This is a genomic window from Achromobacter deleyi (assembly GCF_902859705.1).
GTDB lineage: Bacteria > Pseudomonadota > Gammaproteobacteria > Burkholderiales > Burkholderiaceae_B > Achromobacter > Achromobacter deleyi.
Map to the genome: position 1 here is coordinate 122,450 of NZ_CADIJO010000008.1, position 14,361 is coordinate 136,810.

General features: G+C 67.3%; 15 protein-coding genes. 10 read left to right on the top strand and 5 right to left on the bottom strand.

Features of this window, described 5'->3' with window-relative positions:
* Window positions 1-42: 42 nt before the first annotated feature.
* The gene (locus tag HV798_RS13990) at window positions 43-1,071 is read right to left on the bottom strand and encodes an NADP-dependent oxidoreductase (protein ID WP_175192125.1); all 1,029 of its coding nucleotides are present in this window, start codon (window positions 1,069-1,071) and stop codon (window positions 43-45) included.
* 168 nt (window positions 1,072-1,239) lie between these two features.
* Here HV798_RS13990 and HV798_RS13995 point away from each other — a divergent pair, with 168 nt between their 5' ends.
* On the top strand, window positions 1,240-2,193 hold the full coding sequence (locus tag HV798_RS13995; RefSeq protein WP_246288797.1) for a LysR family transcriptional regulator: 954 nt from the start codon (window positions 1,240-1,242) through the stop codon (window positions 2,191-2,193).
* A 9-nt stretch (window positions 2,194-2,202) separates the two neighbouring features.
* Here the strand turns inward: HV798_RS13995 and HV798_RS14000 are convergent, their stop codons facing one another.
* Window positions 2,203-3,039: a hypothetical protein gene (locus tag HV798_RS14000; protein ID WP_175192124.1), complete on the bottom strand. Its 837-nt coding sequence runs from the start codon at window positions 3,037-3,039 to the stop codon at window positions 2,203-2,205.
* Between the two features lies 1 nt (window position 3,040).
* Window positions 3,041-3,697 carry a GntR family transcriptional regulator gene (locus HV798_RS14005; RefSeq protein ID WP_029953547.1) on the bottom strand — a complete coding sequence of 219 codons (657 nt, stop codon included), beginning with the start codon at window positions 3,695-3,697 and terminating at the stop codon, window positions 3,041-3,043.
* 334 nt (window positions 3,698-4,031) lie between these two features.
* On the opposite strand from HV798_RS14005, the gene HV798_RS14010 reads away from it, so the two are divergent.
* Entirely contained in the window at window positions 4,032-5,189 is a 1,158-nt protein-coding gene (locus HV798_RS14010; protein ID WP_246288800.1) for a porin, read from the top strand.
* Window positions 5,190-5,239: 50 nt separating this feature from the next.
* On the top strand, window positions 5,240-5,713 hold the full coding sequence (locus HV798_RS14015) for a VOC family protein (protein ID WP_025136094.1): 474 nt from the start codon (window positions 5,240-5,242) through the stop codon (window positions 5,711-5,713).
* Between the two features lie 55 nt (window positions 5,714-5,768).
* On the opposite strand, the gene HV798_RS14020 is transcribed toward HV798_RS14015, so the two are convergent.
* Complete coding sequence (locus HV798_RS14020) at window positions 5,769-6,743, bottom strand: NAD(P)-dependent oxidoreductase (RefSeq protein WP_175192123.1); 975 nt, start codon at window positions 6,741-6,743, stop codon at window positions 5,769-5,771.
* A 169-nt stretch (window positions 6,744-6,912) separates the two neighbouring features.
* On the opposite strand from HV798_RS14020, the gene HV798_RS14025 reads away from it, so the two are divergent.
* The 6 genes from HV798_RS14025 (at window position 6,913) to HV798_RS14050 (ending at window position 12,030) form a co-directional block, all read left to right on the top strand.
* Window positions 6,913-7,839, top strand: a complete 927-nt coding sequence (locus HV798_RS14025; RefSeq protein ID WP_175192122.1) for a fumarylacetoacetate hydrolase family protein — start codon at window positions 6,913-6,915, stop codon at window positions 7,837-7,839.
* 77 nt (window positions 7,840-7,916) lie between these two features.
* Entirely contained in the window at window positions 7,917-8,486 is a 570-nt protein-coding gene (locus HV798_RS14030; protein ID WP_025136091.1) for a VOC family protein, read from the top strand.
* Window positions 8,487-8,499: 13 nt separating this feature from the next.
* Window positions 8,500-9,474 carry an alpha/beta hydrolase gene (locus HV798_RS14035; RefSeq protein WP_175192121.1) on the top strand — a complete coding sequence of 325 codons (975 nt, stop codon included), beginning with the start codon at window positions 8,500-8,502 and terminating at the stop codon, window positions 9,472-9,474.
* Between the two features lie 10 nt (window positions 9,475-9,484).
* Window positions 9,485-10,384: a dihydrodipicolinate synthase family protein gene (locus HV798_RS14040; protein ID WP_175192120.1), complete on the top strand. Its 900-nt coding sequence runs from the start codon at window positions 9,485-9,487 to the stop codon at window positions 10,382-10,384.
* Between the two features lie 28 nt (window positions 10,385-10,412).
* Window positions 10,413-10,997 carry a malonic semialdehyde reductase gene (locus tag HV798_RS14045; protein WP_175192119.1) on the top strand — a complete coding sequence of 195 codons (585 nt, stop codon included), beginning with the start codon at window positions 10,413-10,415 and terminating at the stop codon, window positions 10,995-10,997.
* A gap of 46 nt (window positions 10,998-11,043) precedes the next feature.
* Window positions 11,044-12,030, top strand: a complete 987-nt coding sequence (locus tag HV798_RS14050; protein WP_246288803.1) for a Bug family tripartite tricarboxylate transporter substrate binding protein — start codon at window positions 11,044-11,046, stop codon at window positions 12,028-12,030.
* Here the strand turns inward: HV798_RS14050 and HV798_RS14055 are convergent.
* Window positions 12,024-13,013, bottom strand: a complete 990-nt coding sequence (locus HV798_RS14055; RefSeq protein ID WP_025136086.1) for a LysR substrate-binding domain-containing protein — start codon at window positions 13,011-13,013, stop codon at window positions 12,024-12,026. The two genes, HV798_RS14050 and HV798_RS14055, sit on opposite strands and share 7 nt — an antisense overlap.
* Window positions 13,014-13,317: 304 nt before the next feature.
* Here HV798_RS14055 and HV798_RS14060 point away from each other — a divergent pair, with 304 nt between their 5' ends.
* Window positions 13,318-14,358, top strand: a complete 1,041-nt coding sequence (locus tag HV798_RS14060; protein ID WP_025136085.1) for a porin — start codon at window positions 13,318-13,320, stop codon at window positions 14,356-14,358.
* Window positions 14,359-14,361: the final 3 nt, after the last annotated feature.

The window sequence follows — 14,361 nt, forward strand, 5'->3', positions numbered from 1 at the left end:
CCTGTGCAACGCGCACCAGACGACGGCCGCGTCCCGTGACGGCTAGCGGTCCAGCCGCACCACCAGCTTGCCGAAGTTCTTACCGTCCAGCAGGCCGATGAACGCCTGCGGCGCCTGTTCCAGGCCGTCCACGATGTCTTCGCGCCAACGCAGCTGGCCTGTCTTGATCCATTGCGCCGCCTCGCGCAGGAAGTCGTCCTGCTGCGCGTCGACGAATTCGTGCTGGATGAATCCGCGCAGCGTGATGCTCTTGGCCAGGATCTCGCGCATGGTGGCCGGCAGGCGGTCGGGGCCGCTGGCGGCCGCCGGGTCGTCGTTGTAGTTGGCGATCAGGCCGCACACCGGCACGCGCGCAAAGTTGTTCAAGAGCGGCAGCACCGCGTCCCACACATGGCCGCTGACGTTTTCGAAATACACGTCGATGCCGTCGGGGCACGCCTGGGCCAGTTGCTGCGCGAAGTCGGGCGCCTGGTGGTCGACCACCGCGTCAAAGCCCAGCTCGTCTTTGACGAAGGCGCACTTCTCGGGGCCGCCGGCAATGCCCACGACGCGCGCGCCCTGAATGCGGGCGATCTGGCCCACCACCGAGCCAACCGCGCCGCTGGCGGCTGCGACCACCACGGTTTCGCCAGGCTTGGGTTGGCCGATGTTGCGCAGGCCGGCGTAGGCCGTGAAGCCCGGCATGCCCAGCACGCCCAGGGCGGTGGACGGCGCGGCAATGGTGGGGTCCAGCCGGCGCAAATCGCTGCCGTCGGACAACGCGTACTGCTGCCAACCCGCCGCCGACAGCACCACGTCGCCCTCGGCCCAATCGGGGTGCCGGGAGACTTCCACGCGGGCCACGGTGCCACCCACGATCACGTCGCCGATCTCGATGGGCGGCGCGTAGGATTTGGCCGCACTGATGCGCCAGCGCATGTAGGGGTCCAGCGACAGGTACTGGACCCGCAGCAGCACCTGGCCGTCTGCCGGCTCGGGGATGGGGGCCTCTTCGAAGCGAAAATCGTCGGGGCACGGCCGGCCGACGGGGCGGGAAGCCAGGACGACGCGCAGATTCTGAGGGGCGGACATGGAAGTTTCTCCGTAGTTCAAGGGGACGCAATTCAAGGGGACGCAATTCAAGGGGACGCGATTCAAGGGGACGCGAAGGGCATTCGGTTTCGCGATACGGGGATACTAGGAGCGCCGCAGAGATACAGGTAGACTGAACTCTCATAATCCAGACTTAACAGATTGATAATGTCATCCCCTGCCCTGTCCGGTGACTTCGACCCCGCCCTGCTACGCACTTTCGTGGCGGTTTGCCGCCACGGCAGCCTGAGCCGCGCCGCCGATCAGGCCGGGCGCGCCCAATCGGCGCTCAGCACGCAGATCCGGCGGCTGGAAGAACAGGTGGGCAAGCGGCTGTTGCACCGAACCGGCCGCGGCATGGCGCCCACCACCGAAGGCGAACTGCTGCTGAGCTACGCCAACCGCATCCTGGCCCTGGGCGAGGCCGCGGCGGCCCGGTTGCGCGAACGCGCGGTGGCGGGCAGCGTACGCATCGGCCTGTCGGAAGACGTGGCCGTGGCCGCCCTGCCCGCCGCGCTGGGCCGCCTGCGGCGCGCCTGCCCGCAGTTGCACCTGGAGGTCGTGGTGGACGACGGCGAAAGGCTGGCCGCCCGCTGGCAGGAAGGCATGCTGGATGTGGCGGTGGGCGTGTGCGCGGCGTTCGTGGATGAACCCGTGCAGACCTGGGCGGTGGACCTGCACTGGGTCTGCGCCATCGACGAAGCGCCCGACCCGGACGCGCCGCTGGATGTGATCGTGTATGCCGAACCGTGCTCGTGGCGCCGCCTGGCGTTTGATACGCTGACCGCCGCGGGCCGCGATTTTCGGGTCACGCTGACGAGCCACAATGTGGGCGCCACGATTGCCGCGGTGGAAAACGGCCTGGGCGTGGCGCTGCTGTCCAGCGAATGCCTGCGGCCCGACACCATGCGCATCATTTCGCTCGGGCCCGATAGCCCGCCCAGTCTGCGTGCGCAGTTCGGCATGTATGCATCGAAGCGGCTGAACGACAGCGGCCGCGCCGCGGTGTCGTTGCTGCGGGAAAGCTTGCAGAATTGGGGCGCGCCGCAGCCATCACGGCCGATCGGCGCGGGGACTTCGCACTTGCCAGAGGCCCTGCCCGCCGTGGGGCTGGCCGGCTAGTTCGACGGCCTATCCGGCCGTGGCCGGCGCATCCACGGACTCACCGAATACGCCGCGCCAGGCCTGCGTCAACACCGCGGCCTGTCCATCCGCGACCCACTGCGCGCCGCCCAACGCCATGGCGGCGTACAGGCAGGCATCGCTGACATCGCGCCACATCGGCGCCAGCCATTGTTCGATTTCACCGTCGTCTTCGATCAGCTCGAAAGCGGCGTCGCCGTCCAGCGCCTGGGCGCGTTCGCGCACCAGGGTGTGTATCAGCAGAAAGCCGGCGTGGATGGGCGAACGTTGCTTGTCGAGGCGGCGCGTGGCCGAGAGCACGCCGTCCCAGGCTTGCAGGGCGCCATCGGTTTCGGGCGCGGCGCCGGAAGGCGATCCGGACGACGTATCGGCGTCGGAGGCGTACCCGGACGGCGCGGCGCCATCATCAGCGGACCAACGCATCCAGGCGCGGTCCCAGGCCCGCCACGCCTGCGGCGGCACGCCGGCCGCAAGTTGCTCGGCCTGCGGGCGCGACAGGTTGCGTATCTGCTCAAGCAGGCTGACCACCGCCCCGCCCTGCGGGCCGAACAACGTCGAGACGGGCAATTCCTCGAGCAGTTCGATCGCGGCGGCGCGCCAGTAGCCAGGCTGCGCCACCAGACCCGACATATCGCCCAACTGCGTCACCCGCACCCGCCACAGACGGCCGGGCCAACGGCTGCCGATCGTGATGCCGGCCACCGACTGCTCGACCACCATCCAGGGCGGCACGGCCTGCGCCAGGCTGACCTGGTGGCCCGATCGATTCAGGCAAAGCGATGCGTCCGGCGCATCGAACCAGAAGCCCTCGCGTTCAGCCGGCAAGCTACGCCGCCTTGCCCGCGCGCTGGGCCTGGATCAATTCCATGACGTTCAGCGTCAGGCGCGTGGTGTGGCTGCGCATGGCCAGGTAAGCCTGTTCCGGCTGGCCGGCCAGAATGGCTTCGACGATTTTCTGGTGTTCGCGGTGCGAGACCTCGAAGCGGCGCTCGACCCCGGATTGCGCAGCGCGGAACGGCGCCAGCCGTTCGCGCAGGCTTTCGACGGCAGCAACCAGCGTGGCGTTCTGGGTGCCCTGGCAGATCAATTGGTGAAAGCGCGAGTTCAGTTCCAGATAGGCCTCGGCGTCGCGCTTGTCGGCCACCGACTCGGCTTCTTCATGCAGCAGTTCCAGCTGACGGCGCTGCATGGCGCTCATGCGCTGCGTGGCAATGCGGCAACAGAGCGATTCCAGTTCGCACAGGGCTTCGAGCATGTCGGCCAACTGGTCGGGGCTGGTGTTGATGACGACGCCTCCGCGGCGCGGCACCAGTTCGATCAGGCCGCGCGCGTCCAGCAACCGCAATGCTTCGCGGACGGGTGTGCGCGACACCTGGAATCGTTGCGCCAGGGCGGGCTCTTCGAGCTTCTCACCGGGAGGCAGGAGGCCGGAGATGATGTCTTCGGCGAGCTGTTGGCTGATTTGGGCGGCGATGGTTGGCACTAATGTCCTTCGAATCAGTGTCGGGAGTGGCAAAAATTATACACGCCCCCATTTTTTGGCCTGATTTCTGGCCAAAAATATTTCAACGACGCCATCTGAGTGCATATCCATATTTCTGTACACATTGAGTGAACACGACTTCGTGTCCGCCTTGGACAGGCACGCCCGTTCCGGCCGTTTCCGTCACGTCTGTCCAGGGATTTCCCTCATCCCAGGCCCGCTTCCCCTACGTTTGATCTAGGAATCCCAAAAATCCTTTGTGTATACACATCAATAACAATGTACACTTTGCGAAAATTATGTACCTTAAACAGGACAAGGGGAGACCAACCACATGGCATCGACTTCAGCCGTTTTCATGGGCGTCACAAGATCGGGTTCGCGCACCGCGCGCCGGCCCCACCGAAGGCGGGTGGCCGCCGCCGTGCTGGCGGCCAGCGCCGCAAGCCCCGCACTGGCTCAGCCGGACAGCAGCGTGCAGATCTACGGCTTCATCAAGGAAGACGTGGAAACAGTCAGGCTGTCGGGCAATGGCCGCTCTGAATCCCTGACCCGGCTGGTGAACGACCTGTCGGTGCTGGGCTTTCGCGGCCAGGAAAGAATCAGCGGCGATCTTGAAGCGTTCTTCCAGATCGAAACCAATCTGCGCATGACCGGCACCGGCACGTCGGAAATCTCCGACCGCAATTCCGGGCTGGGGCTGCGCGGCCCGTGGGGCGAGTTCCTGATGGGGCAATGGGAAATGCCGCTGCGCTTTGCATCGGTCTATACGGTGGACCCGTTCACGGCCGGCGTGTTCGCGTCGAACTCGATCATGGGCAACGGCTTCACCACGGCCGGCAATGGCGTGGCGCCGCATTCGTTCGACCGGCGCCAGAAAAACCTCTTCCAATACGCCACGCCAAACTGGCGCGGCTTCAGCCTGAAGATGGGCGTGACGCTGCCCGAACGCATGCCCACGGGCAATCCCATGGCGTGGTCGGCGCTGGCCAGCTACGCCAGCGGCGACTGGTTCGTGGCCTGGGGCCACGAGTACCACCGCGACTACTTCTACGACGGCTCGGCAGACCATGCCGACCGCCTGGCCGTGACCTACACCTTTGGCGGCACCAAGCTGCGCGGCGCCTACGAACGCCTGCGCTACCAGCCTGCCCCGGGGCAGTCGGTGTATCGCGATGCCTGGCAACTGGCCGCCACCCAGAGCTTCGGGCCACATCAATTGCGCGCGTCCTACACCTACGGCGCCGACGCGCACGGGGACACCACCAAGGCAGTGGGCGGCATCGGCGTGCCGGGCTCGGGGTCCGGCGCCTGGCAGATCTCGCTGGGCTACGGCTACACGCTGTCCAAGCGCACCGAGGTCTGGACGTCGTTCACGCGGCTGGTGAACGGCGAGACCGCTCGCTACAACCTGTCCGGCAATCCGCTGCCGCAACTGACGGCGGGCGACGCCGCGACCGCTTTCGGGGTGGGCATCACGCACAAGTTCTGATGCCGCCCGCCACCGCTTTCATCCACCCGGTTCCAACCAGGAGCATCTCCATGAGCAACAAACTGCGCCACATCGCCCTGTCCGTGCCCGACCCCTGGGCCGCCGCCGAGTTCTATCAGAACGCATTCGGCTTTCGCAAGGTCGGCGAAACGGATTCGTCGCTGGCGCGCGGCGTGTACCTTACCGACGGCACCATCAGCATCGCGCTGCTGAACTACAAGAGCGACCACGCGGCGGGCGAAGACCGCGGCAAGGATTTCGTCGGCCTGCACCATATCGGCGTCTGGGTCGAAGATATCGCCGAAGCCCGCAAGACGGTCGAGGCCGCGGGCGGCAACTACTACATGGGCGAGGTGCCGGTGAAGGGCAACATCTTCTATGAAGTGAAGTACCGCGACCCGAACGGCATCATCATCGACCTGACCGACCACGGCTGGGGCGGCGCGTCCCGCGCGGGCGGTGATGGCGATGCGGGCCCGGCCCTGCGCAACCCCGACCTGAAAGCCGATCGCAACGGTCTTTGAGGCCACGCTTGCGCGGCGATGCCCCGCCGGGGCATCGCCGGTTGCCTGCCTGCAATCAGGCGGGCAAGCGAACGGGATGCGCGGGCGCGCCCCGCTCGAACCAGCCGTCCAGGTTGCTGGCCAGCGCCGCATGCTGCGCAATGCGCGTTTCCGGCGAACGGCCCGCCAGGTGCGGCGTCAGGATGACCTGATCCATCGTGCGCAAGGCTTGCGGCACGACAGGCTCTGTTTCCAACACATCCAGCGCGGCTCCGGCGATGACGCCACGCGCCAACGCGTCGATCAGTGCGTCGGTATCCACGACCGTGCCGCGCGACACATTGACCAGAAAGCCGGCCGGCCCCAGCGCCTGCAACACACTGGCATTCACCAGGTGATGCGTCTGCGGGCCGCCCGGGCACGTCAAAGCCAGCACGTCCGACGCGGCGGCCAGCGACACCGCGTCGCCATGCGGCACGTAGCCGTCGCCGCCCTGCGTGCCTTCATGCCGAAGATAGGCCACCTGCATGCCCACCGCCGCCCCCAGCCTGGCGAGCCGGTGGCCGATATTGCCCAGGCCCACGATGCCCAGCGTTTTACCGCGCAGGCCGGGCCGCGCGGCGCGCAGGGTTTCCCAACCGCCGGCCTTGACGCCGCGGTCCAGCGCCGGGATGCCGCGCGCCAGCGCCAGCATGAGGGTCAGCGCGTGGTCGGCCACGACCTGGCCGTTCGCGTCGGGCGCGTGGCAGACGCGTACCTGCCGTGCCTGCGCGGCCTGCAGGTCGATTTTCTCGTAGCCAGCGCCAAAGCTTGCCACCAGCTGCAGCGCGGGCAGCGTGGCCAGCTCGTCGGCGCTGAGCCCGGTCGAGCCATTGGTGACCACCGCCCGTGCACGGGCGCGGACGTCGGCGTCGGCCTGCGCCCAGGGGGTCACGTGGTAGCGGGGGGCCACGGCGGCCAGCCAGTCCGCGTCCAGCGGCAGCCGGGTCAGCACGTGCAGCGGGCCGGCGTGGCCGGCGTCGGTGTTCGGGTTTTTCGGGGTTCCGTTCATGACGGCGCTTGCCTCCTCAGGGGGTGAAACGGGGGTGAAACGATGAGGGGGCAAAAATTATCACAAACCCTTTGACGTGTATACACGTAAGCTTTAAAGTATTCACAAAGGCGGTAGTGAGAACACGTAGACCGCCGCTTCACCTCATCATCACAACAAGGAGATCCCCGTGATCTGGCACGGCCTAGCAACCTATGAACTGAACGGCGTCCAACAGCCCGGCCTGGTGGTCGACAACACGCTCTATGACCTGGCGCAACTGGCCCGTGCCAGCCAGGCCGGGCAGACCGGCGGCCTGCCCGCCGTGGACGGCCTGCTGGACGACTGGGATGCCGCCGCCCCGCGCCTGGCGTCGCTGGCCGAGCAGGCTCGCGGCCTGGCCGCCGAAGGCCGCGTGGCCGCCATCGACGGCGCGGCCTACGCCATTCCCTATCGCCCGCGGCGCATCTTCGGGGTGGCCTCCAACTTCTACGAACACGCCGACGAAATGGGCACGCAGCTCGCCGCCCGCGCCGAAAGCCAGCCCTACGTCTTCATGAAGGCGCAGAGCAGCGTCATTCCCACCCAGGCCACGGTGCTGATGCCCCCGGAAACCGAAAAACTGGACTGGGAAGTGGAGCTGGGCGTGGTCATCGGCAAGACCTGCCGCCATGTGTCGGTGGAAGACGCGCTGTCGGTCATTGCCGCCTACACGGTCTTCAACGACATCAGCGCCCGCGACCTCAACCGCCGCACCGACTACCCCTTCAAGCACGACTGGTTTCGCGGCAAAAGCTTCGACACGTTCGGGCCGATGGGGCCATGGCTGGTGCCGGCCGGCTGCATCGCCGATCCGCAGAACCTGCGCATGACGCTGAGCGTCAATGGCGAATCCATGCAGGACGGCAACACCTCGCAGATGATCTTTTCGGTGGCCGAGCAGATCGCCTACCTGTCGCGCATCCTGACGCTGCAACCCGGTGACCTGATTGCCACGGGCACCCCGGACGGTGTGGGCATGGGCCGCGGCGTGTATCTCAAGCCTGGCGATACGATGACGGCCTGGGTAGAAGGCATCGGCACCATCGAGAACCCGGTGGCCCTGGAAAGCCGGTAGCTTGCTACGCAACCTGATAACGACGGGGCCAACAGCCCCGCGAGGAGACAACCGTGAATGCCGCAGAAACAAAGGCCATCGCACCCATCCGGACCCGCAAGCTCGGGCACCTGGTGCTGATGGTGCGCGACCTGGAAGCCTCGACCCGCTTCTACACCGAGGTGATGGGCCTGAAGATATCGGACCGCATCGCCGACCAGATGGTCTTCCTGCGCGCCGGGCAAGACCACCATGACCTGGCCCTGTCGCGCCTGCCGGCCGACGCCCCCGACCGCGACGACCTGCCGCGCTACACCCGCCCCGGGCTGGAGCATTTCTCGTACTACGTGGAATCGCTGGACGAAATGAAGCGCGCGGTGGACGTGGCGCGCGCGCTGGGCGTAGAGATCGAGCGCGGCATCGGGCAGCACGGCCCAGGCAGCAACTGGTTCCTGGTGTTCAAGGACCCGGACGGCAACAACGTCGAGATCTACACCGACATGGAGCAGATACCGACCAGCGCCGAACACGAACCGCAGACCTGGGCCCGCGACCTCGAATCGTTCGACCGGCACCGCCTGGCGCATTTCGTGGTGCAGCCGTCGCCGGCGATTCTGGCGGCCAAGGAAGGCCGGCCCGCGCCGGGCAAGAAAGACAAGCCCGAATGAGCCGAGGCGCGCGATGACATTCCCCTTCCCGCACGCGCCGTTTCCCGGGCTGGACGACGCGCAGCGTACCGCCATGCTGACCCTGGGCCCGACCTGGGCCAGCGACATCCAGGGCAACCGGCGCCAGGTCTGCGAGATCTACGACGCCGTCCATGATGGCCTGCCCGCGGACGGCCTGCATACATTGCCCGCGCAGGCGTATGGCGACGACCCGCGCCAGCAGCTTGACCTATACCTGCCGGCCGCAGCCGACGGCGCCGCGCGGCCCATCGTGGCCTTCGTGCATGGCGGCGCGTTCCTGCGCGGCAGCAAGGACGCCACGCCGCACATCTATGCCAACGTGCCCAGGCTGTTCGCACGCGCCGGCTGCGTCGGCGTCAACGTCGAATACCGCCTGGCGCCGCAAGCGCCCTACCCGGCCGGCGCCGACGACGTGGCGGCGGCGGTGGACTGGCTGCGCAGGCATGCCGCGGCCTGGGGCGGCGACCCGCGGCGCATCGTGCTGATCGGCCATTCGGCCGGCGGCAGCCACGTCGCCACCTTCCTGACCGACCCGCGCTACCGTGGCCAGGCGGATGGCGTGGCCGGCGCGGCGCTGATCAGCGCCCGCCTGGAAGCCGACACCCTGCCCGGCAACCCCAACGCCGCCGGCGTGGTGGCCTATTACGGCCCGGACCCCGCGTTGCAGCGGCGCCATGCCCCCATGGCGCACGCCGAGGCCATGGCCGTGCCGCTGCTGATCGCGATCGCCGAATACGAAAACCCTTACCTGGATCGCTACGCGCTGCAGTACGCGGCGCGCGTCGCCGCCGCCGGGCGGATGCCTCGCATCGTCCAGGTGCCCGGACACAACCACACATCCGTGGTGGCGCACCTGGGCAGCGCCGACGGCGCCTTTGCCGCCGCGCTGCTGGATTTTGTTGCCACGCATGCCGGCCCCTTGCCCATCACCGCCCCCGCTGCCCCGGCGCCGGGCCGCTCATCCTGAGGAACCTTCCATGTCACATCCTTCGCTGCGCGGCGTGTTCGCGCCCGTGGTCAGTCCGTTTCGCGCGGACGCTTCACTGAACCTGCCCGCGTTCGTCGCGCACTGCAAGCAACTGGTCGCCGATGGCGCCGGCCTGGCGATTTCCGGCACCAACAGCGAGGCCTGCTCGGAAACCTTTGACGAACGCATGTCGCTGGTCGATGCCGTGATCGACGCGGGCATCGCCCCCGACCGCATCCTGGTCGGCACGGGCTGCTGCGCGGTCGACGACGCCGTCGTCCTGACACGCCATGCCTTGGAACGGGGCTGCGCCGGCACGCTGGTGCTACCGCCCTACTTCTTCAAGAACGTGCAGGAAGACGGCGTGTTTGCCTATTACCGGCAATTGATCGAGCGGGTGGACAACCCCGCCCTGCGCATCGTGCTGTATCACATCCCCGCCGTCTCGGGCGTTGCCATCACGCTGCCGCTGATCGAACGGCTGGCGGCGGCGTACCCGCAGCACATCGTCGGCGTGAAAGACAGCTCGGGCGACTGGGACAACCTGACCGCCATGCTGGCGCGTTTTCCGCAGCTGTCGATTTTCCCGGCATCCGAAGTGCTGATGCTGCGCAGCCTGGAACGGGGCGCGGCGGGCTGCATTTCGGCCACCAACAACATCAATGCACGCGACATTGCGCTGGCCTACGGCTCACCCGAGCAAGCCACGCGCCTGGGCGACCGCATCACGGCGGTACGCAAGACCGCCGAGCAGTTCCCGATGGTGGCGGCCGTCAAGCACACCCTGTCGCTGTTGACGGGCGACGACGGCTGGCGCCACGTGCGTGCGCCGCTGGTGCCGCTGGATGCCGACACCGCCGCACAGGTCGAAGCCCGCATGCGCGCAGCGTTGCCGGCGCTGCAGGCATGACGGCCGGCGTCTGCCAAGGAGACCGCGCATGAACGAATCCAGCACGCTGGATCAGTTGTTCCGCCAGGCGCGCAGCCACAACGGCTGGCTGCCCCGCGACATCGCCGACGCCGAGCTTCAAGCCCTGTACGAACTGGTGCGCCACGGCCCCACCAGCGCCAACACCAGCCCCATGCGGCTGGTATTCGTCAAGACTGCCGAGGCCAAGGCCCGGCTGGTGCCGGCGCTGGCGCCCGCCAACGTGGCCAAGGTGCTGGGCGCGTCCGTCACGGCCATCGTTGCGTACGACAGCGCCTTTCACCAGTGGGGCGAAACGCTGTTTCCGCATCGGCCATCACAGTACGACGCTTATGCGGCGAATGCGGCGCTGGCCCAGGAAACCGCGCTGCGCAACAGTTCGCTGCAAGGCGGCTACCTGATCCTGGCCGCGCGCGCCCTGGGCCTGGACTGCGGCCCGCTGTCCGGCTTCGACGCCAACGCGGTGAACCAGGCGTTCTTTGCCGACAGCACCTGGCGCGTGAATTTCCTGTGCAACCTGGGCAAAGGCGATCCCGACAAGCTCTTTGCGCGCTTGCCGCGGCTGGACTTCGCCCAGGCCTGCCGGATTGCATGACCGACCCGGCAACGCCGGGCGCATACCTAGAAAACGAGGAGACATCATGACAACCCCCATCAACCCGGCCAGGCGGCGCTTCAGCCTGGGCGCGATGACCCTGCTGGCCGGCGCGCCCTTCGTGGCGCGGGCCGAAGACAGCTGGCCCAACCGGCCCGTCACCATCGTGGTGCCGTTCTCGCCCGGCGGCAACACCGACCTGATCGCGCGCATGATGGCCGAGAAGCTGGGCCAGCGCATCGGCAAGCCGTTCATCGTGGACAACCGCGGCGGCGCGGGCGGCCTGATCGCGGCCGAATACGTGGCGCGGGCCAAGGCAGACGGCCAGACCCTGTTCATGTCGACCATGACGCAGATCGTCACGGCGCCCATGACCAACAAGATCCGCTACGATCCCATCCGCGATTTCGCGCCCATCATCAATGTGGGCGGCAACCCGTTCGTGCTGGCGGCCAGCGCCCGCCACGGCTTCAAGACGCTGGCCGACCTGGTGGATTACGGCCGCGCCAACCCCGGCGCCCTGAACGTGGGCCACGCCGGCACCGGCGGGCTGACGCACCTGTCGGCGCTGCTCTTCCTGACGCGTGCGGGGGTGCAGGCGACGATGGTGCCGTACCGCGGCGGCGCGCAAGCGCTGGCGGACGTGCTGGCCGGGCAGATCGACCTGTACAGCGCCAGCGTGTCCGAAGTGCTGCCGCATGCGGCCACCGGCAAGCTGTCGCTGTTGGCGGTGTCCAGCGCCAAGCGGCTGCCGCAATTGCCCGACCTGCCGGCCATTGCCGAAACCTATCCCGGGCATGTCGTGGAAACCTGGAACGGCCTGGTCGGCCCCACGGGGATGCCCGAAGCGGTGCTGGCCCGCCTGGCCGACGAGGGCCGCCGCATCGTCGCCGACCCCGCCTTTCGCACGCGGCTGGAAGAAGCCGGCATCACGCCCTATGGCGAACTGCGCGACGCCTTCGCCACCCGCATCAAGACGGAACAGGGGCTTTGGCAGCCGGTGATCGAAGCGGCCGGCATCGAGCCTCAGTAGCGCATCGCCGCCGCGCCGCCGCCCGGCGGCGCGGCCACCTCGCGCAGGCAGGCAATGAATGTCTGGCAGGCGGCGCCGGGCTCGCGGTTCAGGCGCAGCGAATAGCCCACGGTGCCGAAGGCGCCGGTCTCGGGCAGGTTCAGGATGCGCAAGAGGCCGGCATCCGAGAATTGCCGGGCCGCGGCGCGCGGCATCAGCGCCACGTGCGGCGTGTGCAGCAACAAGCCGATGTTGGTCAGGATCGACAACGATTCGACAATGTCCGTAGGCAGCGGCAGGCCGGCCCCGCGAAACAGGTGCTCGGCCGCCAGTCGCGCCGGCGAATCCGGCGTGGGCAGGATCCACGGCGACCCGATCAGCTCGGCCAGGTGCGTGACGCGGTCGGCCGCCGGGCCATAGCCCTTGCCGACCACCACGCACAAGGCCTCGTCAAACAGCGCATGGTGGCTGAGCGCATGGGCGTTGGCCAGCGGCAGCTCGGGTTCGGGCAGGCGGCCGACGACGATATCCACGTCGCCCGCGGCCAGCGCCGGAAACAGGTGTGCGGTGGCGCCTTCGCGCACGGTGACCAATACGCCGGGCGCACGCGCCTTCAACATCGCGATCGCGTTGGGCAGCAGGCGGGCCGATGCCGAGATCAGCGTGCCCACCGTGACGTGGCCGCTGGCGCCCAGGCGGAAATCATTCAGTTCGTCGGTCATGCCGCGCAACTCGGCCATCAGCAGCTTGACCCGGCGGCCCAGCAGCGCGCCCAGCGCGGTCGGCGCCACGCCACGGTTCGACCGTTCGAACAGCGGGCCGTCGAAACAGGCCTCGAGTTCCTGGATGACCTTGGTCACCGCCGGTTGCGACAGCCGCAATTCCTGGGCCGCGCCGATCACGGAGCCGGCTTCGAGCACCCGCCCGAAGATCATCAGCTGGTTCAGCTTCAAACGGCGGATCAGCGACAGGTCATTCAAGGGAAGCGCTTCCGCGGCATGCATGGTGGGTTCCTCTTGTCCAAAGCCCGGGGGTACAGGCCCCGCGGCCCGGCCGCTCGCGGCCTGCCGCGATTCTGGTGCATTCGCCGCCCCGCGCCTATCCAGGAAGGCCCTGATGTATACATCTTGAAATACGGCCGCTATAACCAAATCGCCCGTCACTATAAGCAGACAGTTCAATAAACCCATTCCCCCTCTTCGTATACTTTTATCAATAAATGTATACAACAAAAGTCCAACGTTGACCCGAGCGACAGGCCCGAACCGCCCAGCGGCCGGACCGGCTCACCGAGGAGGGGAAAGTGCAATGAAGAGGATTTCGGCACTGGCGGCCGTGGTGGCGCTATGCGCAGGTTCCAGCGTGCAGGCCCAGACCCGCGTCTGGCTGTCCGGCTACGTCGACATGAACATCAAGCACCTGCAGTCGTCCGGCCCCGGCTCGACGACGCGCATGTCCAGCGGCGGCTTGAACAATTCGCGCTTCAACCTGAGCGGCGTGGAAGAACTGGGCGACGGCAACAAGGCCGTGTTCACGATCGAACCCATGTTCTCGGCCAACAACGGCCAGCAGGCCGCGCAGTTTCGCCAATCGTTCGTGGGGCTCAAAGGCGACTGGGGCGAATTGACGCTGGGCCGGCAGTTCACGCCGTCGTACTGGATCGCCGGCTATGCCGACCCGAGCTGGGCTGCCGAGTTCAGCATGGTCAACAACATGGAATTCTTCTATGCGTCGTACCGGGTGGACGGCGCGGTGCAGTACAAGACGCCGGCGTTCCATGGCCTCACGGGGCGCCTCATGATGACCAACGGCGAAGGCGGCAGCTCCAAGGCCGGACGCTTCATCAGCACCGCCCTCGAATACCGTGAAGGCCCCCTGTTCCTGGGCGTGGCCAGCGAGCAGCAATACACCCGCGACATCTTCCGTTCGTCCGAGGTGCATTCCTCGCGCGACAACTATTTCTCGGCCGTCTATCGCATCGGTTCGGTCGAACCCACGTTCATCTTCCATACCTATAACGGCTACTACGCCTATCCGCCCTATACCGCCTTCAACGCCAGCGGGTGGGACGTCCAACTGGGCGCGCGCTGGAACATCGACGGCCGCAACCGCCTCTACGCCAGCGTGGTGCACCGCCACGACGACGACAACAAGAGCCTGTCCAGCGCCAACGGTTTCGTCCTGGGATTCATCCACGGCCTGTCCAAGCGCACCGATCTGTACGCCAGCGTGGCCCATGTGCAGCATCGCCGCGCCGCGCCCGTGCCGTATCCCGTGACCTTCCAGAACTATCCCAACGCCGGCCAGAACCCGACCGGTTACCAGGTCGGCATCCGCCACGCCTTCTGAATG